This window comes from Microbacterium azadirachtae, assembly GCF_000956545.1.
Classification (GTDB): Bacteria; Actinomycetota; Actinomycetes; order Actinomycetales; family Microbacteriaceae; genus Microbacterium; species Microbacterium azadirachtae.
Window position 1 is genome coordinate 77,981 of the sequence record NZ_JYIT01000086.1, and the last position, 25,007, is coordinate 102,987.

At 70.8% G+C, this 25,007-nt stretch carries 20 protein-coding genes; 7 read left to right on the top strand and 13 right to left on the bottom strand.

Features of this window, described 5'->3' with window-relative positions:
- Nucleotides 1-33 precede the first annotated feature (33 nt).
- Entirely contained in the window at nucleotides 34-768 is a 735-nt protein-coding gene (locus tag RL72_RS17905; protein ID WP_045252246.1) for an alpha/beta fold hydrolase, read from the top strand.
- On the opposite strand, the gene RL72_RS17910 is transcribed toward RL72_RS17905, so the two are convergent.
- Together RL72_RS17910 and RL72_RS17915 are read right to left on the bottom strand one after the other, a co-directional pair.
- Nucleotides 719-2,011 carry an MFS transporter gene (locus tag RL72_RS17910; protein ID WP_045252247.1) on the bottom strand — a complete coding sequence of 431 codons (1,293 nt, stop codon included), beginning with the start codon at nucleotides 2,009-2,011 and terminating at the stop codon, nucleotides 719-721. The two genes, RL72_RS17905 and RL72_RS17910, sit on opposite strands and share 50 nt — an antisense overlap.
- Nucleotides 2,008-3,363 (bottom strand): GH1 family beta-glucosidase, encoded by a 1,356-nt coding sequence (locus tag RL72_RS17915; RefSeq protein WP_045252435.1) that lies wholly within the window; start codon nucleotides 3,361-3,363, stop codon nucleotides 2,008-2,010. Before RL72_RS17915 ends, RL72_RS17910 begins: the two co-directional genes overlap by 4 nt.
- A gap of 236 nt (nucleotides 3,364-3,599) precedes the next feature.
- Between RL72_RS17915 and rpsT the strand changes: the two genes are divergently transcribed.
- Entirely contained in the window at nucleotides 3,600-3,860 is a 261-nt protein-coding gene (rpsT, locus tag RL72_RS17920; RefSeq protein WP_045252248.1) for a 30S ribosomal protein S20, read from the top strand.
- A 101-nt stretch (nucleotides 3,861-3,961) separates the two neighbouring features.
- On the opposite strand, the gene holA is transcribed toward rpsT, so the two are convergent.
- Genes holA through RL72_RS17935 form a run of 3 tightly spaced genes read right to left on the bottom strand, consistent with a single transcriptional unit; the run spans nucleotide 3,962 to nucleotide 8,114 of the window.
- Nucleotides 3,962-5,014, bottom strand: a complete 1,053-nt coding sequence (holA, locus tag RL72_RS17925) for a DNA polymerase III subunit delta (RefSeq protein ID WP_045252249.1) — start codon at nucleotides 5,012-5,014, stop codon at nucleotides 3,962-3,964.
- Between the two features lie 29 nt (nucleotides 5,015-5,043).
- The gene (locus RL72_RS17930; protein WP_045252250.1) at nucleotides 5,044-7,470 is read right to left on the bottom strand and encodes a ComEC/Rec2 family competence protein; all 2,427 of its coding nucleotides are present in this window, start codon (nucleotides 7,468-7,470) and stop codon (nucleotides 5,044-5,046) included.
- Nucleotides 7,467-8,114: a ComEA family DNA-binding protein gene (locus RL72_RS17935; RefSeq protein ID WP_082072495.1), complete on the bottom strand. Its 648-nt coding sequence runs from the start codon at nucleotides 8,112-8,114 to the stop codon at nucleotides 7,467-7,469. The genes RL72_RS17930 and RL72_RS17935 overlap by 4 nt, the downstream gene beginning before the upstream one ends.
- Nucleotides 8,115-8,278: 164 nt before the next feature.
- On the opposite strand from RL72_RS17935, the gene RL72_RS17940 reads away from it, so the two are divergent.
- Complete coding sequence (locus tag RL72_RS17940; RefSeq protein ID WP_045252251.1) at nucleotides 8,279-8,881, top strand: HD domain-containing protein; 603 nt, start codon at nucleotides 8,279-8,281, stop codon at nucleotides 8,879-8,881.
- A 32-nt stretch (nucleotides 8,882-8,913) separates the two neighbouring features.
- Here RL72_RS17940 and RL72_RS17945 read toward each other — a convergent pair whose 3' ends face one another.
- Together RL72_RS17945 and leuS are read right to left on the bottom strand one after the other, a co-directional pair.
- Nucleotides 8,914-10,653 (bottom strand): SGNH/GDSL hydrolase family protein, encoded by a 1,740-nt coding sequence (locus tag RL72_RS17945; RefSeq protein WP_045252252.1) that lies wholly within the window; start codon nucleotides 10,651-10,653, stop codon nucleotides 8,914-8,916.
- Between the two features lie 43 nt (nucleotides 10,654-10,696).
- Nucleotides 10,697-13,225: a leucine--tRNA ligase gene (leuS, locus tag RL72_RS17950; protein WP_420847435.1), complete on the bottom strand. Its 2,529-nt coding sequence runs from the start codon at nucleotides 13,223-13,225 to the stop codon at nucleotides 10,697-10,699.
- A gap of 212 nt (nucleotides 13,226-13,437) precedes the next feature.
- Here leuS and RL72_RS17955 point away from each other — a divergent pair, with 212 nt between their 5' ends.
- Nucleotides 13,438-14,484, top strand: coding sequence for an App1 family protein phosphatidate phosphatase (locus RL72_RS17955; protein WP_045252253.1), 1,047 nt, complete (start codon nucleotides 13,438-13,440; stop codon nucleotides 14,482-14,484).
- Nucleotides 14,485-14,507: 23 nt separating this feature from the next.
- Nucleotides 14,508-15,398 (top strand): hypothetical protein, encoded by an 891-nt coding sequence (locus RL72_RS17960; RefSeq protein WP_045252438.1) that lies wholly within the window; start codon nucleotides 14,508-14,510, stop codon nucleotides 15,396-15,398.
- 27 nt (nucleotides 15,399-15,425) lie between these two features.
- Here the strand turns inward: RL72_RS17960 and RL72_RS17965 are convergent, their stop codons facing one another.
- Nucleotides 15,426-16,631: a glycoside hydrolase family 3 N-terminal domain-containing protein gene (locus RL72_RS17965; protein WP_248700522.1), complete on the bottom strand. Its 1,206-nt coding sequence runs from the start codon at nucleotides 16,629-16,631 to the stop codon at nucleotides 15,426-15,428.
- A 125-nt stretch (nucleotides 16,632-16,756) separates the two neighbouring features.
- On the opposite strand from RL72_RS17965, the gene RL72_RS17970 reads away from it, so the two are divergent.
- Nucleotides 16,757-18,046 carry a threonine/serine exporter family protein gene (locus RL72_RS17970; RefSeq protein ID WP_045252254.1) on the top strand — a complete coding sequence of 430 codons (1,290 nt, stop codon included), beginning with the start codon at nucleotides 16,757-16,759 and terminating at the stop codon, nucleotides 18,044-18,046.
- 14 nt (nucleotides 18,047-18,060) lie between these two features.
- On the opposite strand, the gene RL72_RS17975 is transcribed toward RL72_RS17970, so the two are convergent.
- Together RL72_RS17975 and RL72_RS17980 are read right to left on the bottom strand one after the other, a co-directional pair.
- A complete protein-coding gene (locus RL72_RS17975) occupies nucleotides 18,061-19,131 on the bottom strand; it encodes a flavin-containing monooxygenase (RefSeq protein ID WP_045252255.1) in 1,071 nt (356 codons plus the stop codon).
- Nucleotides 19,132-19,166: 35 nt separating this feature from the next.
- The gene (locus tag RL72_RS17980; protein WP_045252256.1) at nucleotides 19,167-20,186 is read right to left on the bottom strand and encodes a helix-turn-helix domain-containing protein; all 1,020 of its coding nucleotides are present in this window, start codon (nucleotides 20,184-20,186) and stop codon (nucleotides 19,167-19,169) included.
- Between the two features lie 85 nt (nucleotides 20,187-20,271).
- Between RL72_RS17980 and RL72_RS17985 the strand changes: the two genes are divergently transcribed.
- Nucleotides 20,272-20,490, top strand: a complete 219-nt coding sequence (locus RL72_RS17985; protein ID WP_045252257.1) for a hypothetical protein — start codon at nucleotides 20,272-20,274, stop codon at nucleotides 20,488-20,490.
- Nucleotides 20,491-20,501: 11 nt separating this feature from the next.
- Here the strand turns inward: RL72_RS17985 and RL72_RS17990 are convergent, their stop codons facing one another.
- Genes RL72_RS17990 through RL72_RS18000 form a run of 3 tightly spaced genes read right to left on the bottom strand, consistent with a single transcriptional unit; the run spans nucleotide 20,502 to nucleotide 24,873 of the window.
- A complete protein-coding gene (locus RL72_RS17990) occupies nucleotides 20,502-22,229 on the bottom strand; it encodes an ABC transporter ATP-binding protein (RefSeq protein WP_045252258.1) in 1,728 nt (575 codons plus the stop codon).
- Nucleotides 22,226-24,154, bottom strand: coding sequence for an FtsX-like permease family protein (locus tag RL72_RS17995; protein ID WP_045252259.1), 1,929 nt, complete (start codon nucleotides 24,152-24,154; stop codon nucleotides 22,226-22,228). The genes RL72_RS17990 and RL72_RS17995 overlap by 4 nt, the downstream gene beginning before the upstream one ends.
- The gene (locus RL72_RS18000; protein ID WP_045252260.1) at nucleotides 24,151-24,873 is read right to left on the bottom strand and encodes an ABC transporter ATP-binding protein; all 723 of its coding nucleotides are present in this window, start codon (nucleotides 24,871-24,873) and stop codon (nucleotides 24,151-24,153) included. The genes RL72_RS17995 and RL72_RS18000 overlap by 4 nt, the downstream gene beginning before the upstream one ends.
- Nucleotides 24,874-25,007 lie beyond the last annotated feature (134 nt).

The window sequence follows — 25,007 nt, forward strand, 5'->3', positions numbered from 1 at the left end:
CGTACCCGCGTTGTGCGGCTTAGACTGGCGCCCATGCGTCGCCGTACCGTCCCGCCGGCCTCGGTCGTCTTCGTCCACGGGATCCGCACCTCCGCGACCATGTGGCGCTCGCAGCAGGAGTATCTCGCCGAACGCGGCACTCCCTCGGTCGCCGTCGACCTCCCCGGCCACGGCACCCGCATGGACGAGCCGTTCACCCTCGGGGAGGCGATGCACACCGTCGACAGCGCAGTGCGCGAGGCGAGCGGGCGCGTGCTGCTGGTGGGGCACTCGATGGGCGGCCTGCTGAGCACCGCGTACGCGGGGGCGGAAGAGCCCGCCCCGATCGCCGGCTTCATCGGCGCCTCGTGCACCGCCCTCCCCCGTGGCGCAGGACTCGCCGCCTACCGCATGCTCGCGGGCGCGCTCAACGCGATGCCCGACCGCGGGATGTGGTTGAGCCGCCGCGTGCTCGACGCCACGCTCCCGGCCTCGACGCGCGACGACTTCGGCGCGGGCGGGTTCGCGATGGCGGCCCAGGACGCGGCGCTGCGCGCGCTGTCCGAGCTGGACCTGGTCGCCGCGGTCCCCCGTATCGGCGTGCCGACCTGGTTCGTCAACGGCCAGTTCGACCAGCTCCGCACCCACGAGACGCTGTACCGGCGACTCGCTCCCGACGCGGAGTTCGTGATCGTGCCGCGCACCACGCACCTCGTCACCGCGATGCGCCCGCGCGTCTTCAATGCGGTGCTGGAACTCGCGCTGGCGACGCTGGAGACGTCGTCCTGACCGCGTAGGTCATCGCCGCGCCCACCACCGACAGCACGGCCGCGGCGCCGAACAGCAGCCAGAATCCGCCGACGAGGGCCACGAGGCCGGCGCCCAGCAGCGGGCCGAGCAGCTGCCCGAGCTGCGCGGACACGTTGACGAGGCCGAGATCGCGCGCGTGGTCGTCCGGATCCGTGAGCAGGTCCGTCGCGAAGGCGAGGCTCACCGCCATGTAGGCGCCGTAGCCGGCACCCATGATCGCCGCGGCGACCGAGGTCATCACGAGCGACGGGCTGATCAGGATCACCACGCCGGAGAGCGCCTGCACCACGGCCGACACAGCTGTCAGCGTGCGCCGCCGGCGGAGGGGGTCGGCCGAGCGGCGGTCGGACAGCATGCCGGCGACGATCGAGGCGATCACGACGAACACGGTGTAGATCACGATGAGCAGCAGCAGATCGTTCTCCGCATCGGCGGAAGGAACCCTCACGCCGTAGAGCAGGAAGAACAGCAGCAGCGACGTGCCGAACGCATTGCCGATGTTCACGACGAGACGACTGACCAGCAGCCAGAGGAAGTCGCGGTCGCGCCAGGACGCGCGTCGGCCGGCCGCACGCGGCGCAGGCAGCGCGAGCTCGTGCGCCGGGGCGTCCGGCAGCAGCAACGCGGTGCCGATCCCGATGACGGCGATGACGGCGGCCAGCAGCAGATACGCCGGCCAGACGTCGAGCCCGAGCAGCACGACGGCGCCGACCCCCACGACGATGCCGACCGCCTGGGCGGAGCTCGCGGCCGCCGATGCCGAACCGCGCTGGGTCGTCAGCTGATCGGCGATCATGGCCGTGAGCGCGGCCATCGCGACCGACACGCCCACCGACACCACGATCCACGCGCCGCCGACGGCGATCGGGCCGCGTGCGAGTCCGGTGAGCACGAGCCCCGCGGCCGCCAGCACGGAACCGCCGATCGCCCACGGACGACGACGGCCCCAGCGCGAGCGGGTGCGGTCGGACCAGCGCCCAGACACCGGGCCGGCGACGATACCGACCAGCCCGCCGGCCGAGAGCACGATCCCTGCCCACACCACGCCGGAGATCCAGTCGTCGCCCGTGCTGTGGGTGTCGAGCTGCAGCGGCAGCAGCAGCTGGATCGGGGTGAGCTGCACCGTCCACACCGCCAGCCAGGCGAGCGTGAACAGCACCATCCACAGCGGTCCGACGCGCTTCGCAGCCGCGCCGGTGACGGCACCCGAGCGCTCGGTCATGAGCGTGCCTCCTCGATCAGTGCGCGGAACCAGGCGTAAGAGGCCTTCGGGGTGCGCCGTCCCGTGGCCATGTCGACGTGCACGAGCCCGAATCGCTGGGTGTACCCGTCGGCCCATTCGAAGTTGTCCAGCAGCGACCACACCGTGTAGGCGTCGACACGCACGCCCGCGCGCAGGGCATCGAGCACGGCGCCGATGTGCCCGCGCAGGTAGTCGATGCGGTCGGCGTCGTCGAGCGGACCGTCGACCTGGTCCGGCTCGGGGAACGACGCCCCGTTCTCGGCGATCACCACCGGCGGCAGCGCCTCGCCGTAGCGCTCCTTCGCGTCGACGAGGAACGCGGTGAGGGCCTCCGGCACGATCGGCCACAGCGGACCGAACCCGGTCACGGGTGCGCCGGGCGTCGGAACCACCTCGAAGGGCACGGGGCCGGCGGCCGCGGCGACCGTCGTGGGGTTGTAGTAGTTGACGCCGTAGACGTCGCAGGGAGCGCTGATCAGGGCGAGGTCGCCGTCGTGCACGGGCAGCGCGGAGACGTACGGCTCGAGGTCGGGATAGCGCCCGAGCAGCACAGGGTCCGCGAACATCCTGTTGTGCACCAGGTCGTACAGGTACGCGGCCTGGAGGTCCTCCTCCGACCGGGAGGCGGGCAGCACCTGGGTGTGGTTGTTGACGATGCCGATCCGGGTCGCGCCATGCCCGCGAAGGATCCGCACCGCGTATCCGTGCGCGAGCAGCTGGTGATGGGCGGTCGGCAGTGCGTCGAAGAGCAGGGTCCGCCCCGGCGCGAGCTCGCCGATCGCATACCCCTGCAGCGTCGTCGAGACGGGCTCGTTGATCGTGTACCAGTGCCGCACCCGGTCGCCGAGGGCGTCGGCCACGACCTCGACGTACTGCGCGAACCGCTCGGCCGTCGCGCGGTTCAGCCAGCCGCCGTCTGCCTCCAGCCGCGAGGGCAGGTCCCAGTGGTACAGCGTGGGGGTGGGCGTGATGCCGGCGTCGAGGAGCCGATCGACGAGGCGGTCGTAGTACGCGAGCCCCTGCGGGTTCGGACGGCCCTCCGGCAGCACGCGCACCCAGGAGAGCGAGAACCGGTACTGGTCGACGCCGAGGTGCGCGAGCAGCGCCACGTCCTCGGCGACGCGGTGATAGCTGTCGGGTCCTGGATCGGCCGTGCTGCCGTCGCGCACGCGCCCCGGCGTGTCGACGAAGTCGTCCCAGATCGATCGGGAGCGTCCGTCCTCCGCTCTCGCCCCCTCGATCTGGAAGGCCGCGGTCGCCGCGGAGAATCCCAGGCGCCGCAGCAGCGCGCGATCGAGCGGCGGTGCGCCGTGTGCAGGGGGTACGGGCATGGACGACTCCTTCGGGTCCTTCGCCAGCATGCACCATCGCGTCCCTACGTCCCGCGCGCGACGCGCCCGGATCCGGGCCCTTCCCTGCGCAGTGTTCCGGTTCGGCTCCTGCGCGGATCCCTGATAAGATCGGTGATTGGCTTGCGTGTCAGGTCCCACCCCTGCACGCTGCCGGAGGCGCCCCTCTACCGCCAGGCCGGCACAACCATCCATCACTCGAACGAAGGTTTCCATCCGTGGCGAACATCAAGTCGCAGATCAAGCGCAACAAGACCAACGAGAAGGCGCACGAGCGCAACAAGGCCGTCAAGAGCGAGCTCAAGACCGCCGTCCGCAACACCCGCAAGGCGATCGCCGGTGGCGACAAGGCGGCCGCCGAGGCCGCCCTGAAGGCGGCGACCAAGAAGCTCGACAAGGCCGTCAGCAAGGGTGTCATCCACGCGAACCAGGCGGCTAACCGCAAGTCGTCGATCGCGAAGCAGGTCTCCGCTCTCTGAGCGATTCTCTTCCGAAGGCCCGTCCCCGCTGGGGGCGGGCCTTCGTCGTTCCCGCGGGAGGCCGGCGCACGTCCGGCTCCGGAGGCGTCGCTCGGCGTCGCTCAGCGGCCGCCGGCACCGTAGGGCGCGCGGGTCGCGATCACCGTGACCATGCGCTCGAGCGCGAAGATCGGATCGCGCGCCGCGCCTTTGACGTCGGCGTCGGCGCGGGCCGTGGCCTGGATGGCGAGCCCGAGCGTGCGCTCGTTCCAGCCGCTGAGGTCCCGACGCGCGCGGTCGACCTGCCAGTCCTTCATGCCCAGGCGCGCGGCGAGGGCGGCGTTGGACTCCCGGGATCCGGCGACGCGCGCCATCGACCGCAGCTTCATCGCGAAGGCGGCCACCATCGGCACGGGATCCGCGCCGGACGCGAGCGCGTGCCGCAACGCCACCAGCGCCTCACCCAGACGTCCGGCGATCGCCGTGTCGGCGACCACGAAGGCCGAGACCTCGACGCGCCCGCCGTAGTAGCGCTCGACGATCTCGGGGGTGACGTCGCCCGGCACGTCGATGATCAGCTGCTGGCAGGCCGCGGCGAGCTCGGTGACGTCATCGGAGAAGGCCGAGACGAGCGCCCGCAGCGCCTGCGGGGCGATCCGGCGCCCTGCGGCCCGGAACTCTCCCGCAGCGAAGTCCGCCTTCTCGTCGTCGCGCTTGATGGCGGGGCAGGCGATCTCGATCCCGCCGCCGGTGCCGGCGCGGACCGCGTCCAGCAGCTTCTTGCCGCGGACGGTCGCACCGGTGTGCCGCAGGACGACCGTCGCGCCCTCCTGCGGGTGCTCGAGATAGGCCACCGCCTCGGCGAGGAACGCATCCGTGCACCGCTCCACGCCGGAGATGCGCAGCAGACGCGGCTCACCGAACAGCGACGGCGAGGCGAGCCCGAGCAGGCTGCCCGACTCGTAGTCGTCGGCGCGGAGATCGCTCACCTCGAGCGCCGGATCCTCCGCACGCAGGTAGGCGCGCACGCCCGCGATCGCGCGTTCGGCGCAGATCTCCTCCGGGCCGGACACCAGCACGATGGGGGCGGGACGAGGCTCTCGCCAGGACACCTGCGGGATGTTCGTCCCCTTGCCTCCACGTCGTGCGGCGGAGGAAGAGCGCGGTGCAGGCATGCCACCAGCGTACCGGCGGGCACGGACCTTCACGGCGCTCGCGCCGTCGTCCCCGGGGTCGGCCCCGGCGTCTCCGCCGGCACCGGGCGCGCGGTCCAGACGCGCAGGCCGTCCTCGCCCTCGGCCACCAGGATCGTCCCGCGCTGATCCGTGCGGAGGACCGGCGTCTGCAGGGCGCTGAGCATCTCCAGGGTGCTCGCACGCGGGTGACCGTAGTCGTTTCCCGCCCCGACGGAGATCAGCGCGAGCGCCGGATCCAGGTCCGCGTAGAGCTGCGGATCCTGATCTGCACTGCCGTGATGGGCCACCTTCACGACCGTCATGTGGCGGGGATGCGCCATCCGGCGCAGCATGCCCTGCGACGCGGCGGAGAGATCGGCGAGGAAGAGCGACCGGGGCACGCCTCCCCCGGCGACCTCGAGGATCACGCCGACGTCGTTTCCGGGCGGGAACACCTTCTCGGCTCGGCGCGGCCACAGCACGCGCCAGTCCGCGCCGCCGAGGTGCCCGGTCATTCCCGCCGCCGCGTCGATGAGGCGCGCTCCCCCGTTCCGGAGCCGATCGAGCTGCCCCTGGTGCGCGGCAGTGTCGACCGGTCCGTGCAGCACCACGTCGGCGCGTCCTCGAAGCAGGTCGGACGCGCCCGCATGATCGTGATCGAAATGCGTGAGCACCAGGACGTCGAGCCTGTCGACGCCGAGATCCGTGAGGCATCGCTGCAGCGGCTTCGGATCCGGCCCGGTGTCGATGAGCATCGTGCTCCCTGCGCTGCGCACCAGGATCGCGTCGCCCTGCCCGATGTCGCACATCGCGATGCCCCAGTCCGCGGGCCGTTGCAGGAGCACCACGGGTCCGCTGACGAGTCCCCATCCGGCCGAGACGCCGAGCAGCACCGCCACCGCACCCCCGACGATCGCACGCCAGGGGTGCGGAAGCGGCCGGTGCGGCGCGATCACCCAGAACGCCGCCGCGCTGAGCGCCGCCACGGCGAGAGACGTGAGGATGCCTGCGGGAACCTCGATGGTCGCGATCGGAAGACCCGCGGTGGCGACGGCGGTCTGCGCGATCCAGGCCGAGGGCAGCCACGCCGTCGCCGCCAGCAGGTCGGCGAGAGGCGGGATCGGCAGGGTGAGGCAGGCGAGGAGACCGAGCACGGTCGCGATCGGCGACGCCGGCTCCGCGAGCAGGTTCGCGACGACCGAGACCAGTGACTGCTGCGCGGCGAACAGGGCGATGATCGGCCCGCAGGCGAGCTGCGCCGACAGCGGCACCGAGACGGCGAGCGCGACAGGACGGGGCAGCCATCGCGCGAGCCCGTCGGAGAGCGGGGGCGCGAGCACGATCAGTCCCGCCGTCGCGGCGGCGGAGAGCGCGAAGCCGGGTGCCGCGGCGAGACGGGGATCCGTCAGGAGGAGCACCGTCACGGCGAGCAGCAGCACCGACAGGCCCGCACGCGGCCGGCCGAGCAGAAGCGCCGTCATCGCTGCCGCCGCCATCGCCGCCGCCCGGATGACGCTCGGCTGCGGTGTGACCAGCACGACGAAGCCGGCCAGAGCGAGTGCGGCGACCGCGACGCGCGTCCTCCGTCCCCCTCCGCACAGCGCGACGACTCCGAAGGCGGCTGCCGCGACGAGCGCCAGGTTGCTGCCACTGACCGCCGTCAGGTGCGAGAGACCGCTCGCCTTCATGGCGTCGCCGAGCTCCGCGCTCACCGACCGGACGTCGCCGACGGCCAGGCCCGGCAGCAGCTCCGACCCGGGCTCCGGCAGCCGCTGGGCACGGACGATGAATGCGGCGCGCACGTCGCCGGCGATCGTCTCGACCGGACCCCCGCGGGACACCTGCACCACCGGCTGCTGAGCGAAGAGCACGACCGCGGCGCGCTCTCCGGCGTCGGCCGCCTTGACCTGCGCCGTGAACCGCAGAACGGTTCCCGGTCCGAGGGAGCTCCAGCGCTCCTCCGACCGCACTCCGACGCGCACGGGCACCGACAGGGGCGCCGGATCGTCCCCCGTGCCGAGCCGCACCGCATCCGCGTCGGCCCAGAGCCGCCCGTCGGCGCCGAGCGAGGGCAGCGAGCGCACGCTCACCTCGGCGCCCACCACATGGCCGGCGAAAGCGGCGGCACGGTCGCGTGCGGGAGCGTCCCCCGCCGCCGAAAGGCCGATCGCAGCGGCGACCGCGAGACACACCACGGCCAGCGGACCGGCGTGCGCGAGCAGCCGGGCCGCGGCGCCGTTGCCTGGTCGGCGACGGGCGAACAAGATCAGCACCACGGCGAGAGCCGTCGCCCCCGCGAGCGGCCCTCCCGACGCGGGCAGGAACGAGACAAGCAACCCTGCCAGCCAGGCCGTGACGGCGACCGGGACCATCCGCACATCCCGCAGCCGGCGAGGCGGCGTGCGCGCCCCTCCCGTCCGCGACGGCACGCGGACGGCGCCCGACGTCGCGCTCATACGCGCACTCGATCCCGGATACCGGCGAGCATCTTCTCGCCGATGCCGGAGACGCCGAGCAGATCGTCGACGCTGGTGAACCGACCGTTCGCGGTGCGCCACTCGATGATGCGCTGCGCGATCGCCGGACCCACCCGGGGCAGCTCCTCGAGCGCTGCGGCATCGGCCGTGTTGAGATCGATCAGCGCACTCGTCGTCGCGGGGACGGCCGTCGATGGGCTTCCGGCAGACCCGGCGGAGTCCGGCGTCCCGCCCTGCGCGGGCACCAGGATCTGCTCCCCGTCGGTGAGGGGCCGCGCGAGGTTCACCGCAGCCAGATCGGCGGTCGGCAGCGTGCCGCCCGCCGCGGCCAGGGCATCGGCCACCCTCGCCCCGTCGTCGAGCACATAGAGTCCCGGCGTGGCGACGTCGCCCAGCACATGCACATACACGCTCCCCGCCGAGATCCCTCGGCCCCCGGCGCTGGGCTCCGCGGTGACGGCGATCTGGGCCGGGCCGGTCGAGCGGCTCACCAACCCGATCCCGACGGTCACCGACACGGCCGCCAGCGCCACGACCACCGCCGCGCCGAGCCCGAGCCGGAGCCGCCGCCTCCCCGGGACGACGACGGGCTCCGTGCTCTCGGACTCCGCGATCTCTGTCACACGGTGACGTTAGGCTCCGCGACATGTCCGGCGCGGGACGCCCGCAGAACCCGTGCGCAACCCCGGCGAGTGCTGCCGTGTGGAGGGCGCAGGGGCGACCGCCCGCCCGTGCCGCACCGGATACGCTGAACCCGTCCCCCGACACGCGATCGACCGGAGCGACCATGCGCCTGCACGACTTCCTCCCGCCCCACACCGCCGCCGCCCGCGGCGCCCGAGAGCTGGTCGCGCAGTTCCACTCCTCCGCGCTGTCGAACCACGTGCACCGCAGCTGGCTCTGGGCCGAGGCCTTCGCGCTCGTCGAGGGACGCACCGGCATCGACCACGAGTTGCTCTACACGGCCGCGCTGCTGCACGACATCGGCCTCGCCCCCGAGTACGACAACCACGTGCTCGGCTACGAGGAGGCGGGCGGCTTCGTCGGGGAGGCGCTGGCCGCCGGCGCCGGCTGGCCGGCCACGCGGCGGCGGCGCGTCAACGAGGTCATCGTGCGCCACAACTGGCCCTCGGTCGACCCCGATCTCGATGTGGAGGGCTACCTGCTGGAGACTGCCACCGGACTCGACGTGTCCGGACGGCGCGACGAGGAGATCCCCGTGGAGTTCCGCCGCGAGGTGCTCGCCGCCTACCCCCGGCTCGATCTGGCCGACGAGTTCGGCGGGTCGGTGCGCACGCAGTCGGAGCGCAAGCCGCACAGCCACGCGCGACGCCTCATCGACGGCGGTCTGATCGGCAAGCTCGCGGCCAACCCGCTCGAGCGCCTCTGAGCGGATCCGGGATCCCCCGCGAAGCCGCCCCCTCAGCGCCCCAGCGCGGCGCGCAGCGCGTCGGCGTAGTGCGGGCCGATCCTGTCGTGCCCTGCCTGCGTGAGATGCACGTTGTCGGCCTGCGGCGCCGCGTAGTCGCTCACCCACCCCGCGACCGACACGGCGTGGACGCCGATCCGCCGGGCCTCCTCCGTCACCGCCGCGTCCATCGCCCGCCGCGCCGCATGGGCCGCGTCGCTGCGGCTCATCACGCCGTTGACCACGATCGCGGCGTTCGGATAGGCCTCGCGCAGCATGCCGATGAGCTGATCCTCAGCCGCCGCCACCTCGGTGGAGGGGCGCTTCTGCGCGGCGTCGTTGCCTCCCAGTGTCACGATCACGACACCAGGATCCCCCTCGGGGAGCAGGAGACGGTTGCTGGACACGCTCTCGGTGAATCCCGCGCCGAGCCCGCTGATCGGCGCCAGGTAGCCGGATCCGCCGAAGCCGAGCTTCACGATGTGGGAGAACCCGGCTCCCTGCGCTCCCTGCTCGATCCAGGAATTCCCTCCGCACTGGGAGTCGCACAGCAGCACCGCCGTGGATGCGTCGACCGGAGTCGAGGGAATCGTGAGCAGTCGCCCCGCGCGCAGCACGGTCTGCCCCTTCTGCCAGTCCTGGTGCGATCCGCGGTCGTCGCTCCAGGAGTCCTTCGTCGGCCAGCCGAACCTCGCCGGATCCGCCGTCCAGACCGCGAAGTTCGCCGCATCCAGCCGGAACACCCCTGAGCCCTCGTGCCACAGCAGCACGCCGCCGGTGAAGCTCTGATAGCGGCCGCCGGGCACGTCGACCTTGTCGCCCGTGGGAGGACCCAGTTCGCCCTCGGGGCCGCCGAGCTCCTCGTAGCGGTTCTGGATGTCCCCCGCCGTGGTCGCGCGGATCGTCCCGTCGCTGTCCGATCGGTACAGCACGCCGCCCTGGAAGGACTGCATCGAGCCGCCCTCGAAGCGCGACGCCTCGGCCGTCGGAAGGCCGAGAGCCCCATCGGCTCCTCCGCGCTCACGGTACGACGCCAGGAACGGCGTCTGGACCGAGTGCGCTCCCGTGCCCGACGACCACCACACCTCGCCGCCGTCGAACTCCTGCACGAGCCGGTCACCCGACGCGCGCTGGGTGCTCTTCGGATAGCCGAGCGGGCCGGAGGCCGAGCCGGCACGGCGATGGGCGTCGGCGATGTCGGAGACCGTCAGCACGGCTCGCCCGTCCCTGACGTAGACGACGCCGTTCACGAACTCCTGCACCCGGGCGCCGCGCCGATCCGCGTGCTCCGTCGTCGTGGGGAAGCCGAGCCCCCCGCGCTCCTCGGAGTACCGCAGCCACGACCGCCAGACCGCGCCGCGCACAAGGGTCGTCTCCTCGCCGTCCGCGAAGATCCCGGCCCGCTGGAAGGCCTGCCACGGCCGGTCGGCGGAACCGCTCTCGTCCGCGATCGGCAGGCCCAGGGACGCGACCCCGCCGAGCTCGTCGAAGGCTTCGCCCACGGCATCACCGCGCACGATGTGCGCGAACCCGCTCGGGCCCGCGTAGATCGACCCTCGGCGATAGTCCTGCGAGCACACCCCGCCGCTGCATGTCTCACGGTTCCACGCGGCGCCCAGCTCATCGCTGTGCCGGTGCCAGAGCACGCCGATCGCACTGGTGTCGCTCACCGGGCGCGGCAGCTGCCACGCCAGCAGCAGACCGGCGCCGGCCAGCGCCGCGATCACCACCGCCGTGCCGAGCACGCGCCTCATCACCCGGAGGGCGCGCGCTCCTTTCCCCCCGGAGCGCACGGACTCAGCCCTTGACGGCGAAGTTCACGATCTTCGGGGCGCGGACGATCACCCGCACGATCTCCTTGCCGTCGAGGGCGCGCTGCACCTTCTCGTCGGCACGGGCGAGCGCCTCCAGGTCGGCTTCGCCGATCTTGGCGGGGACGTCCAGCGTGGCGCGCACCTTGCCGTTGACCTGCACGGCGCAGGTGGCCGTGTCCTCGACGAGCAGGAGCGGATCCGCCTGACGCCAGGTCACCAGGCCGACGGACGGCTGGTGGCCGAGGATCTCCCAGATCTCCTCCGCCGTGTGCGGGGCGACCAGGTCGAGCATCACGGCCAGGGTCTCCGCGGCCTCCCGCACGGCGGGATCGGCGGCCCCGGCACCGGTGTCGATCGTCTTGCGGATCGCGTTCACCAGCTCCATCAGACGCGCGACGAGCACGTTGAACTTCGTCTGCTCGACCAGCGCCGGGGCATCCGCCAGCAGGTGGTGGGTGACGCGGCGGAGGGCCGCGTCACCGCCGGCGAAGACGACGTCGACCGGGCTCGCCACGTCGTGCGCGACGCGCAGCGCGCGGGCCAGGAACTTCTGCGCACCGGTGGTGGAGACGTCCTTCCAGTCCTTGTCGTCCTCCACAGGACCCGCGAACGCCAGGGCGACGCGCAGGGCATCGGCGCCGTAGGCATCCAGCTCCTCCTGGAACAGCACCAGGTTGCCCTTGCTCTTGGACATCTTGGCGCCGTCCAGGATCACCATGCCCTGGTTGATCAGGCTGGAGAACGGCTCCGTGAAGTCGATCAGCCCCATGTCGAACAGCACCTTGGTGATGAACCGGGCGTACAGCAGGTGCAGGATCGCGTGCTCGACGCCGCCGATGTAGGAGTCGATCGGCGCCCAGCGCCGCGCCTCGTCGACGTCGAACGCGACGGTGTCGCTGTTCGGCGACAGGAAGCGCAGGAAGTACCAGGAGCTGTCCACGAACGTGTCCATGGTGTCCGGGTCGCGCAGCGCCGGCTCCCCGGTGGTCGGGTCGACCGTGCGCACCCACGACTCCGCGGCGCCCAGCGGGCTCGATCCCTTCGGGGAGAGATCCAGGCCCTCGACGCTGGGCAGGCGCACGGGCAGCTGGGCCTCCGGCACCGGCACGATCTCGCCGTCCTGCGTGTGCAGCATCGGGATCGGGGTGCCCCAGAAGCGCTGACGCGAGATCAGCCAGTCGCGCAGGCGGTAGTTCTTGGCTGCACGCCCGGTGCCCGCCGCCTCCAGCTGCTCGATCGCACGGGCGATCGCGTTGCGCTTGGACAGGCCGTTCAGCTCGCCGGAGTTGATCATGCGCCCGTCGCCGGTGAGGGCGACACCGGTCTTGCCAGGGTGCTGATCGTCGAGCGACTCCAGCGGCTCGATCGGAACGCCGTCCTCGTCCACCTCGATGACGGGCAGCGCGCCGGTGATCGGGGCCGTGGTGTCCACGACCACCTTCACGGGCAGGTCGAAGGCGCGCGCGAAGTCGAGGTCGCGCTGGTCGTGCGCGGGCACGGCCATGACCGCCCCGTGCCCGTAGTCGGCGAGCACGTAGTCGGCCGCCCAGATGGGCAGGCGCTCGCCGTTGACCGGGTTGATCGCGTAGCGGTCCAGGAACACGCCGGTCTTCGGACGGTCGGCGGACTGCCGGTCGATCTCGCTGGTCTTCTGCACCTGGGTCAGATAGTCCGCGAAGCGCTTGCGGACATCCTCATCCGCCCCCGCGGCGAGCTCCGCCGCCAGGTCGGAGTCCGGGGCGACGACCATGAAGGTCGCGCCGTGCAGCGTGTCGGGACGCGTGGAGAAGACCGTGACCACGCCCTCGCGTCCCTCGATCTCGAAGTCGACGTCGGCGCCGACCGAGCGGCCGATCCAGTTGCGCTGCATCTGCAGCACCTTGTGCGGCCAGAAGCCCTCGAGCTGGTTCAGGTCGTCCAGCAGCCGGTCGGCGTAGTCGGTGATCCGGAAGTACCACTGCGTGAGGTTCTTCTTCACGACCTCGGCGCCGCAGCGCTCACAGCGTCCGTCGACGACCTGCTCGTTCGCCAGCACCGTCTGGTCGTTGGGGCACCAGTTGACCGGGCTCTTCTTGCGGTACGCCAGACCGCGCTCGTACAGCTTCAGGAACAGCCACTGGTTCCAGCGGTAGTACTCCTCATCGGACGTGTGCAGCTCCCGGCTCCAGTCGAACGAGACGCCGTACGTCTGGAAGCTCGCCTTCTGCTGGGCGATGTTCTGATACGTCCACTCGCGCGGGTCCGCGCCGCGGCGGATGGCCGCGTTCTCGGCGGGCAGGCCGAACGAGTCCCAGCCGATCGGGTTCAGCACGTTGTGCCCGCGGTGCCGCCAGAACCGCGCGACGATGTCCGAATACAGATAGTTCTCGGCATGCCCCATGTGGAGGTCGCCCGAGGGGTACGGGAACATCGCGAGCACGTACTTGCGCGGGCGGACGTCCTCGGCGCCGCCGGCGCGGAACGTCTGGTTCTGCGCCCAGTACGCCTGCCACTTGTCCTGGAGCTCGCGCACCGACAGCGAGTCGTCATTCGACGGGGAGGCGGTGTGGGACGGGTTCTCAGACAACACGACGACCATTCTTTACGGCACGGAGAAGAGCGCCCCGAACAGGGCGACCTCCAGATTATCCCAGGCCGTGCCGGGCAGGGCTTCTCACCCGACCACCCCCACCATCCCCCGCGGGGAAGGAAAGAACGGGGCGGGCATGAAAGACTAGAGCCGCTATGCCCTCCTCCTCATCCCGACCGGAGCGGATCCACTGGTTCGCCCGCCTGGAGCACCGTTTCCACGCGTGGCGCGAACGGCGTGCCCGCAAGCGCGGTCGCACCGCGACGATCGTGCCGTTCCCCGGGTACGGCGGCCCGGGCTGGGTCCGCGTCGTCGGACGCGTGCTGATCCTGCCGAAGACCCGCCGCGGCGGCAGGGATGCGAGCGTGCGCGGCTGGCGCAGCTTCGTCGGGATCCCGGTGAGCTTCGCGACCGTCACGATCACGGTCGCCGGGCGCGCGCACGAGGTCGCCGCCGACCGCGGAGGCGTGGTCGACTGCCGCATCGACGCCGACCTCCCGTCGGGATGGCAGGAGGTGACGATGTCGGTCGAAGGGCAGGATCCGATCCCCGCCCGCGTGTTCATCGTCGCCGAAGACGTGCGCTTCGGCGTCGTCTCCGACGTCGACGACACCGTCATGGTGACCGCTCTGCCGCGTCCGCTGATCGCCGCGTGGAACTCGTTCGTCGTCGACGAGCACGCCCGCACCCCGGTTCCGGGCATGGCCGTGCTCCTGGAGCGGCTGATGCGGGACAACCCCGGCTCGCCCATGATCTACCTCTCCACGGGCGCGTGGAACGTGGCGCCGACGCTGAACCGGTTCCTCTCCCGGCATCTGTTCCCGGCCGGATCCATGCTGCTCACCGACTGGGGCCCCACCCACGAGCGGTGGTTCCGCAGCGGCCGCGAGCACAAGCTGCAGAACCTCGGCCGCCTCGCCGAGGAGTTCCCGCACGTGCGCTGGCTCCTGATCGGCGACGACGGCCAGCACGACGAGGCGATCTACGGCCAGTTCCTCATCGAGCACCCGGACAGCGTCGCAGCCGTCGCGATCCGCCGCCTGCTTCCCGCCGAAGGAGTGCTGGCGGGGCGACGCGCCGCCGCGCGCGCCGACGGAGAGCAGGCCGAGCCCGACGATCTCGCCCCGTGGGTGAGCGCCGAGGACGGGGCCGGGATCCTCGACGAGCTCATCGACGCCGGCGTCGTGCGCACCGAGCCATGACCTCCGTCGCCGGGATGCCGGTCATGCCGGATTCCGGCGCACCGGGTCCGCGCGGCCGTCTCGACCGCGCGGCCTGGACCGAGCGCGCGGAGGCCCATGCCGCGCGCGCCGACGCGTTGACCGCCGAGCATCGCGCACGGCAGGCGCGGCGGGAGAAGCACCCGGTGCACGACTTCCTCTTCACCTATTACGGCTACAAGCCGGGTCAGCTGCGCCGGTGGCACCCGGGAGCGGGCGTGACGCTCGAGGACGCGCCGGAGCGGGCCGCATGGCGCTGGTACTCCCCCGCCCCGGGATCCGAGGCGCTCGCGCCCGACGCCGCGGCGTACGCGGCGGAGAAGCCGGAGCTCGCGCGCCTCGTGCGCCTGATGCTGGCGCGCACCGCGGCGCGCCCCGGCCAGTTCGGCTGCTTCGGCCTGCACGAGTGGGCAATGGTCTATCGCACGCCGGAGCACCGCCACGAGGTCCCGCTGCGCCTCGGGCAGGCCGGAACCGACGCCGTGGTCGAGCAGGGCGAGTTGCGCTGCACGCACATCGACGCGTACCGCTTCTTCACGCCCGAGGCGGTGCCGCGCAACCGCCTCGCCCCGACCCGTGAGAGCCAGCCGCACCTGGAGCAGCCGGGGTGTTTGCACGCCGGGATGGACGTGTACAAGTGGGCCATGAAGCTCGGCCCGCTCGTGCCGGGCGAGCTGCTGCTGGACGCGTTCGAGCTGGCCCGGGACATCCGGATCCTGGACATGGAGGCGGCACCCTACGACCTCTCGGACTGGGGAGTCGAACCGGTGCGCATCGAGACGGCGGAGGGCAAGGCCGAGTACGTGCGCCGTCAGCGGGGATTCGCCGAGCGGGGCAACGACCTGCGGATGCGGATCCTCGACGCCTGGGGCCCCGCTCCGCTCCCCGCGTCCTGAGCGAGCCGCCGGCGCGCCGAAGGACGCTCAGCGCGGGTGCTGATCCGCGATCTGCAGGCGAAGGGCGACCGTGTGCGACGCCGCCTCGGCGAGCCGCTCCTTCGGCAGCCCGCCGCCGTGCACGGCGGCCGTCACACCGTCGGCGATCCGCCGTGCCGTGTCGGGTCCGGCACCGTCGAGGGCGAGCACGAGATCGCTGCCGGCCGCGATCGAGCGGACCGCGTCGGCCACCTCATCGGCATACGCGGGATCCCCCGAGTCGACCAGCATGTCGAGGTCGTCGGTCACGATCACTCCGTGGAAGCCCAGGTCGTCGCGCAGGATCCGGTGCCAACGGGGCGAGAGCGAGGCCGGCTGCGCGTCGACGGCGGTGTAGGCGAGATGCCCCATCATGACCAGGGGCGCCCCGGCCCTGATCCCGGCGAGGAACGGCGGCGCGACCTGTGCGCGCCAGGTCTCGAGATCCATCCCGGTGGCGGGGACCGCGTGGTGCGAGTCGCCCTCCACCGCACCGTGGCCCGGGAAGTGCTTGAGCGTGCTGAGCACCGAGGGCGCCTCTCCTCGCACGGCCGCGTCGACGCGCTCCGCCGCCGAGGCCGGATCCGTCCCGAAGGAGCGGTCGTACATGAAGGAGTCCGGCCCCTCCGCCACATCGGCGACCACGCCGAAGTTCACCGAGACGCCCGCCTGGGCGAGCAGCGTCCCGCGTGCCGCGAACGCGGTGCCCGCCGCACTCGCCGGCTCCGACTTCAGCACGTCGGCCCCGGGCTCGGTGTCCCAGGGCAGCCGCACCACGTCCCCGCCCTCCTCGTCGGTCGCGATCAGCGGAGGCAGCTGCGGATCGACGGTGAGCGCGGAGGTCACGGCGCGGAGCCCGTTCGGGGTGGGAGGAACGTTGCCTCCCATCAGGATGAAGCCGCCGAACCCTCCCGTCATCAGGGCGTGCAGCGTCGCGGGGTCGGTGCCCGCCGTGTTGCCCATCACCACGGCCGCCGCCTGCTGGGCGACGTCCATGCGGTCCACGATCCGCCGGGCCCGCTCGTCGACGGACGGGACGGCCGTCGCGGCCGGGGTGGGCGATGCCGTGCGCTGCGCCGATGGGCTCGCACTCCCGGGCGCGCTCCCCGGAGAGGCGCACGACGCGACGAGGAGCAGAGCCCCGACGATGGCCCCTGCCGCGACGATGCGGCGACCGCGCCTGGGCTCGCCGGCCATGTCCGATCGCCCCTGCATGCCTTCCAGCCTATGCGGCTCGTCGGCACGCCATCGGGCGGGAGCCGTACGGTCTGGAGGGGGCGGCACGCCCGCGCGACGGCCGCCGCGCGGGCGGAAGCCGACAGGTTCTACGATTCTCTGTGATGTCCCCTACCGAACCCGTCTCCGCGGATGTCGCGCTCGGCGATCTCGGAGCGCTGCTGCTCGACTCCGGCGTCTCCGTCACCGACGTGCGCGGCACGCTGGAGCGCGCCCGCGACGCCGTCACCCCCGACACCGAGCTGGCCTTCGCGGTGCTCCCCGAGCACGTGTTCGTGAGCCGCCCCGGAGTTCCGCGGGCGACCACCATCGCCGCCGGCGGCGGACCGGGTCTGACGTTCCGGCAGACCGCGCACGCATCGCTGCTCGCGCGCCGGCTCGAAGCGGGCCGGGTCACTCTGGATCAGGTCCCGGCACACATCGCCCACATCCGCGGCCTCGAGCGCCGTCATCCGGTGCTGCAGACGGCTCTCGGCGGGGCGCTCCTGTCCGCGGGGCTCGCGGTGCTGTTCCGCTGTCCGTGGTGGGCGGTCGTGCTGGCGCTGCTCGTGGGCGCGCTCGTGGCGTCGATCGTCCTCATCACCGAGCGCATCCGCGCCGCCGCCGCCGTGATCCCGTTCGTGGCATCGCTGATCTCGACGCTCGTCGTCGGAGTGGTCGCCGACCGGCTCGACTTCGGCGCGGTGCCCCTCTTCGCCGTCTGCGCTCCCGTGGCGCTGCTGGTCCCCGGGGCGCTCATCACGAACGCGCTGCTGGAGCTCACCGCCGCCGACATCGTCACCGGCGCCTCGCGGCTCGTCTACGGGCTGATCATGCTCACGTTCATGGCGGCGGGGATCTTCACCGGCGCCGCCGCGACCGGGCTCCGCGTCGATCCGCATTCTGCGGCGCTGGTGGGCGAGACGTCGCTCGTCACCGGCCACGGCGGATGGGAGGCCGTACCCCCTCTGGCCGGGAGCTGGATCGGGGTCGTGGTGCTCGCGATCGGGATCGGCCTGAGCTTCGGATCCGGCTTCCGGCTCACCATCGCGACCGTGATCGTGATGATCTGCACCTATGCGGCGCTGATGCTGCTCAGCCCCTTCACGGGCAGCACCGTCGCCACCGGCATCACCGCCGGCCTGCTCTTCTTCGCCGCCCGCGTGCTGGAGAGGGTGACGCTGGCCGTCCCCGCGACCGTGTCGTTCCAGCCCGCGTTCCTGCTGCTCGTGCCGGGGACCGTGGGACTGGTCGCGCTCGCCTCCTTCGACGCCGCCGCTCTCGCCGCCGCGCCGATGATCTTCATCAGCCTGTGCATCGGCACGAAGGTGGGTGCCCTCCTCGCGGATCTGCTGCGCGTCACGCGCCCCGTGTCGCCGTCGACCGCGACGGGCTCGATCCGCATCATCCGCTGAGCGACCGGGATCCGCTACCGGACGTCGGCCGCGACCCGCGAGCGCGTGAGGAACTGACGCACGCCCCGGGCCGCCGTGCGTCCGGCACGGTTCGCACCGATCGTGCTGGCCGAGGGCCCGTAGCCCACCAGCTGGATCCGCGGATCCTTGACGGCGGTCGTCCCTCGACCCCCGTGGTCGAGCTGGATCCCGCCGAGCTCGCTGCGCAGGTGCAGCGGGGCCAGATGGCCGATCGCGGGCCGGAAACCCGTGGCCCACAGGATCGCGTCCACCCGTTCGAAGGAGCCGTCCGCCCAGCGCACGCCGTCCGGTTCGATGCGCGCGAACATCGGCCGCCGCGCGTCGTAGACTCCGAGGCGCGCCGCCTCCTGCTCCTGCGGCCTCAGCATCAGGCCGGTCACGCTCACCACGCTCTGCGGAGCCAGCCCCTGCGCGACCCGCTGCTCCACGAGGGCGACCGCGGCCGCCCCCGCCTCAGGCGTGAAGTCGTCGGTCCGCCAGACCGGCGGCCGGCGTGTCGCCCAGACGACGTCGGCGATCGGCGCGAGCGCACCCAGGAACTGCACCGCGGACGCTCCGCCGCCGACGACGAGCACCCGCTTGCCGCGGAAGTGCTCCGGGCCCGGATAGTCGACAGTGTGGAACTGCTCGCCCAGGAACGTCTCCATGCCCGGGTAGTGCGGGACGAACGGCTGCGTCCAGGTCCCGGTCGCGTTCACGAGCGTGCGCGTCCGCCACTCGCCCTCGGTCGCGTGCACCAGGAGGACGCCGTCCTCGTCGGTCACGCGGTCCACGTGCACCGGCCGGAGCACGGGCAGCTCGTGCTCGCGCTCGTACTCCGCGAAGTACGAGGGCACCGCGCGGTTGGCGTGCGCCGTGGTGCGCGGGGGCGGGACGGCTCCCGGCAGCTCCGCGACGCCGTGCACGTCCTGCATGGTGAGCGCGTCCCAGCGGTGCTGCCAGGCGCCTCCCGGCGCGTCGTCCGCGTCGAGCACGAGGTGCGGGATACCGAGCCGGCGCAGATGGTACGAGCTCGACAGGCCCGCTTGCCCTGCGCCGATCACGATGCTGTCGAGGATGTCCACGGGCTGTGCAACGCCCGGAATGCGGCGCCTGTTCCCTAGTGCGCCGCGACGAGGTCGCGTTCGGGCGTCGCCGCGATGGTCTCGAGCATCTCCGCGACCTCGCAGGCGTACGACCGGCGGTAGGCGCTCGGCGCGATGCCCACCTCGCGGGTGAAGTGATGGCGGAAGAGCGTGGCGCTGCCGAAGCCGCACGACGCGGCGATCTCCTCGATCGACGCGTCCGTGGTCTCGAGCGCCAGGCGCGCCTGCAGCACCCGCTGCGAGGCCAGCCACTGCATCGGCGTCACGCCCGTCTCCGCCACGAAGCGGCGCGCGAAGGTCCGGCTCGACATGTGCGCACGCTGGGCGAGCGCGGCCACGGAGTGCGCCTCCGCGAGCCGGTCCTCCATGTAGGCGAGAACGTCGCCCAGAGCGTCCGAGGACACCTGGGGCACCGGCCGCTCGATGTACTGCCGCTGCCCGCCGTCCCGCTGCGGGGGCACCACCATGTTCCGCGCGATGACGTTCGCGATCGCGCTGCCGAGCTCCCGGCGCACGAGGTGCAGGCTCGCGTCGATGCCGGCGGCGGTGCCGGCGCTGGTGACGAGGTCGCCGTCGTCGACGAACAGCACGTCAGGATCCACCCGCGCGGTCGGATACCGGCGCTGAAGCTCCTCGGCGTACCGCCAGTGCGTCGTGCACGGGCGCCCGTCGAGCAAGCCGGCGGCTCCGAGCATGAAAGCGCCCGAGCAGGCGCTGAGCAGGATCGCGCCCCGATCCGCCGCGCGGCGGAGGGCCTCGAGCAGTTCTTCCGGGTACTCCTCGGCGGGCCGGACCTGCGCGGCGGGGACCGCGATGACGTCGGCGTGCTCCATCGCCTCCAGGCCGTAGGCGGGAATGACCTGGGCGCCCACCTGCGTGGTGACCGGGCGATCTGCCTCGAGACCGCAGACGCGGAAGTCGAACGCGGGGACGTCGGAGTAGACGCTCCGATCCAGGCCGAACACCTCGCTCAGGAGGCCGAACTCGAAGGCGGCGAGACCGTCGATGACAGGAAGCGTGATGCTGTGCAGCATGCGACCAGCGTAGTGGCTGGATCTTTATGACGAAAGTCTTTCCGCCACCTGGTGGCAGGAAATGCACGCTCGTACCTTTAGAGCCATGACTGAGACCACAGCTTCGCACACGTCCTTCCGGAGCCTGAACCGCGCGCACGCCGGCGCTCGCTCCGTCCCCCAGCCCACGTCCACACGCCGCGTGCGGATCGGATTGCCGATCTGGCTCCCCCGCGCGATCCTGCAGCGCGGCGGCATCGCGACCCGCGACGACGTACGCGCCCTCCGCGACCTGGAGGCCGCCCGCGACCGCAGCGACTGGTGAGGAAGTCGTAGTCAGGCACGAACGTTCTGCTGCGCGGCGAGGTCGCGGTACAGATCATTCCTGTCCATCAGCTCGTCGTGTGTTCCAGCGTCCACGATGCTGCCACGATCGATGACCACAATCTTGTCGAAGTGGCGCACTTCGGCGAGTCGGTGGGACGCCATTACGACAGTCTTCTCGCGTGCACGATCACGAACCAGTGAAGACAGTCGTTCCGCGGAGATGACGTCCAAGCTCGATGTCGGTTCATCCAGCAGCAAGACACTGCGGCCGGAGAGGAGAGCTCGCGCAACCCCCAGCCGTTGCCGCTCACCGCCGGACAGATTGTTCCCGGACGCTGTTAGCTGACGGTCGAGCACGTCTGCATCGCGGTCGACGAACAAGCCAACGTCCTGCAGCGCTTGGCGAAGCACATCGTCCGGCAGTCCGCGCTGCTCGATATCCAGATTCTCACGCACAGTGCCGCCTAGCGGTGGTGAGTTCTGCGGCACCCATGCCAAGCGGTCACGGTAGTCGGTCAATGAAATGTCCCGCGCTGCGACACCGTGCAGCCGCACGCTTCCGCTGCTCGGCTCATAGAACCGTTCAAGGAGCGCAAAGATCGTGGACTTCCCTGACCCGGACGGCCCGACGAGTGCGACGTGTTCACCCCGGCGAATGGTGAGGTTGAGCGGGCCGATGCCGGTCACATCTCCGACGGACGTGTGCGGGTACTCGAAAGTCACATGGTCCAACGCGAGCAACCGCTCCCCCGCGTCCACGCTCCCCCGCAGGGGTTCCGCCCGGTTTTCTCCCTCCGCGGCCGCCGAGGCGATCTCCTCGACGCGGTCGACGGCGGCGAGACCCGTCTGAATGCTGACGAACGTCGAACCCACCTGCGATACAGGCCCGACCATCATCATCAGGTACATCAGGAACGCTATGAGCTCACCCAGCGACAAGGTGCCGTCAGCGACGCGGATGCCTCCTACTGCGAGAGTGACGATGAGGAGAGCTTGAGCGGCCAGGGTCATCACCGGTTGCATGTACGCACCCAGCCGCGCCAGCCGAACAGCGTTGTTCCTCACGTCACCGGCATCAGCAACGACAAGGGCGAGCTGCTGTTGGCTGACGCTGTAGGCGCGGATCAGCGGTAACGCGGTCAACGTGCGTTCAAAACTGCCGGAAAGTGTTGCCGTGGCGGCCTGTGTCTGCGCAGATGCCGCGCGCACCAGTCGCCCCATGACGGTGGAGAGCACGGTGGCAAAGACGGTGATCGCCAGCGAAAGCACGAACAGCACCGGGTCAATGGTTGCCATGAGGGTCGCGGCGACGACGAAGGTGACGACCGCAGCCAGCAGTTTGAAAACGCCTGTAGTGAGGACGGTCGATGATGCAGCCGTGTCAGAGACCATGCGGGAGAGGAACTCTCCCTGCGGCACACGCTGCAGGTGCACCATCGGCAGTGAGAGGATGCGTCCCGCCACACGAGTGCGCAACTGGAGTACGAGATCATGCGCGGTGCGCGCCAGAGCGTAGGACTCCACGCCGGCAAGGAGCGCCTGGGTGATCACCACCGCCGTCAGGATCAGCACCGCTGGCACCGAGACGGAGCCGGAGGTGAGGCCGTCGAACATCTGCTGCAGAAGGAGAGGCTGGGCAAGTCCCAAGCCCGCGCCAAGAAGCGACAACACGACCAGCGCGCCGAGTCGCCAGCGGTGGCGTCGGATGAACTCCCGGAGTGTGGCGCTTCGGATCATCTTTTGGCCCTCCGAGTCGCGATGATTCCTGCGACGAGCACTGTGAGGGTGAACAGGCATGTCACTCCCACGAACGTGAGCGCGATGTCGCCCCACGGGATGGCGCCGAACGCGGTCGCCATCTGTTCCGGGTCTTGGGCGAGGTAACGCCACGCGATGAATGCGAATGCACCGGCAAGCAGCACGCCGCTGGAGACGATGAGGACGAGAGCCTCGGACAGCAACGTACCGACCGTGCGCAGACGAGAGATGCCGAGCAGGTTCAGCAAACGGAACTCGTCTCGCCGATTCAAGACGGACGCGGCGAGCCCCTGGATCATGGCGACGATGGTGAGGCCGTAGATGGTGCCGAACAAGGCGATGTTGCCGGTGGCGGCGTTGCTCTTACGAAGGGCGATTCGGGAGTCGATGAACTCCTTCTTCGACATCGTTGGGGCGTGGTCGTCGACGGAAGCGGCGATGCTCGCCACAGCGTGCTTGTCCGCTTTCACGAACACGCGGATGTCCCATACCTCCGGGTCAAGTGTGCTCAGCATCTCCCAATCGATGAGCAGCCCTGTGTAGAGCCGGGATGTGACGACGGCGGCGATCGTGAGCGTCGTCGTGTTCCCGTTCGGGGCTTCCACCGTGACGGTGTCGCCGACCTCGTCACCTTCCCGGGTGGAGACGACGGCCCCGTGTCCGGCGCTGTCGAAGTCGCCGGACTTCGCTCCAGTATCGAAAATGCTCCGGTACGAGTCGAGGTCGACGAAATTGAATACGGTGAGGAAAGTGCCGTCAGCACGTCCCTTCTCGATGAGCCGCGTCGTCGACGCGGAGCGCATCGCCGCGTCGACACCCTGCTCGTCGACGATCCGCGCGACGATGCTGTCGGCTTCCTGGACGGTGGCAGGTTCGGCGATGAGGTCAGCGTCGAGCTGCGTCTCAAAGCTGGCTTGCATTGTGGCCTGATCAGGCCCAGCCCCAATGGCGAAACCGCCCATCACCGCCATGAGGACGAGCAGCGGCAGGACGTTGGAAGCGAATCGTTGCGAATCCCGCCAGGCGCGCTGTGCGACGAGGACTCCGGAGCCTCCGATGAGCGGCCGGAGAACCCATCCCCAGGCGCGGGCGACGACGGGAACGAGGATCGGCGCGAGCGCTCCGAGTGGGAAGACGATGAGCAGCGGCACGATGATGGACGCGATGGGGTTCTCGCTGCCGGTGTCCGGCATGAAGATGAGGAAGGTGGCGAGTCCGATGACGGACCCACCCGCGACGATGACTCGGACGACGCTCATCCGCTTCGCGGGCGTACCGGTCGCGGATGCGGTAAGGGAAGCGAGGACGTCGTTCGTCTGCTTTGAACGCAGACTCAGCCAGGCGGCAACCATGGAGCAGAGGATCATCCCGGTCGCGACCGCGATCAATGTCAGGATGGGGAACCCGAAGTCCACCCGCAACGACTTGCCGAACACGCCCACATTCTGGAGGAGCAGGTAAAACGGATGGGCGAGGACGCCTCCGATGACGACGCTCGGCACGGCGACCATCGCCGCAAACACGAGCGCCTCGCCGGTGACCATGACGCGGACGCGAAGAACGCTGGCTCCTGCGAGGCGGAGCTGACCGAGCTCCCGCCGGCGCAGGGCGAGCATGTTCCGAAAGCCCAGGTAGACCAGGACGAGTGCAATCACCACGGTGGTGAAGCACATGACTTGCAAGATGCCCTGCGACGCCTTCACCGCGGCGCGTACGACGCGCGCATCGAACTCGGACAATGCGCCGACCCGCAGCGCCTGTCCGCTCGCCAGTCCGGTGAACAGGACCATCTCCGCTGTGGCGACGACCGTAGCGATGCTCAAGAGGGCGGCAACACCTAGGTACGCCGAGCGATGCCGCCGAACGAACGCGACGGAAATGGGCAGCTGCTGAGCCGCGCTCATCGGGCGGCGCTTTCCAGACCTGTCATCCGTGAGCTGACAGCCTCCGCGCTCGGCGCCTCCATGACGTCGACGAGGCGTCCATCAACGAGGAACAAGACGCTGTCGGCGTATGCGGCAATCTTCGGATCATGGGTGACCATCACGACGGCGGTGCCGACCTCACGGAACTGCCTAAGCTGATCCATCACGAGGAACCCGCTCTTGCGGTCGAGGGCTCCGGTGGGCTCGTCGGCGAAGATGACCCGTCGAGTCTGGGCGAGGGCACGCGCTATTGCCACTCGTTGCTGCTGCCCCCCGGAGAGTTCTGCCGGGTACGAGTTGAGCTTCCCGGCGAGGCCGACGCTTGCGAGAGCTGCCTCCGCTTGGTCTCGGCTGATCACGGCTCCCCCGAACAGGGATGGCAGCGTGACGTTCTGCAGTGCGGTGAGAGCCTCGATGAGGTTGAAGCTTTGGAAGATGAACCCGAACTGATCGCGTCGCAGAAGGTCGAGCTGACGTTGCTTCGCAGTGGTCAGCTCGGTTCCGTCGAACGTCACGGATCCGGTGGACGCGCGGATGAGGCCGGCGAGACAGTACAGCAGGGTCGACTTTCCTGATCCGGACGGTCCCATGATGGCCGTGAACGACCCCGGTTCGAACGTGCAGCTGACGTCGTCGAGAGCACGCGTTTCCACCCGTCCGTTCGAGAACGTGTGGCCCAGTCCAGTCGCCGCAAGCATTGTTCACCCTTTCAGTGATGAAGCGTGTGGGACGCGCATCAATGCGCGTCCCACACGTCCGTGTATCAGTTCGGTCCGCAGGAGATGCTGATACCGCTGTTGTTGCCGTCACACCAGATGCTGATGCCGGATCC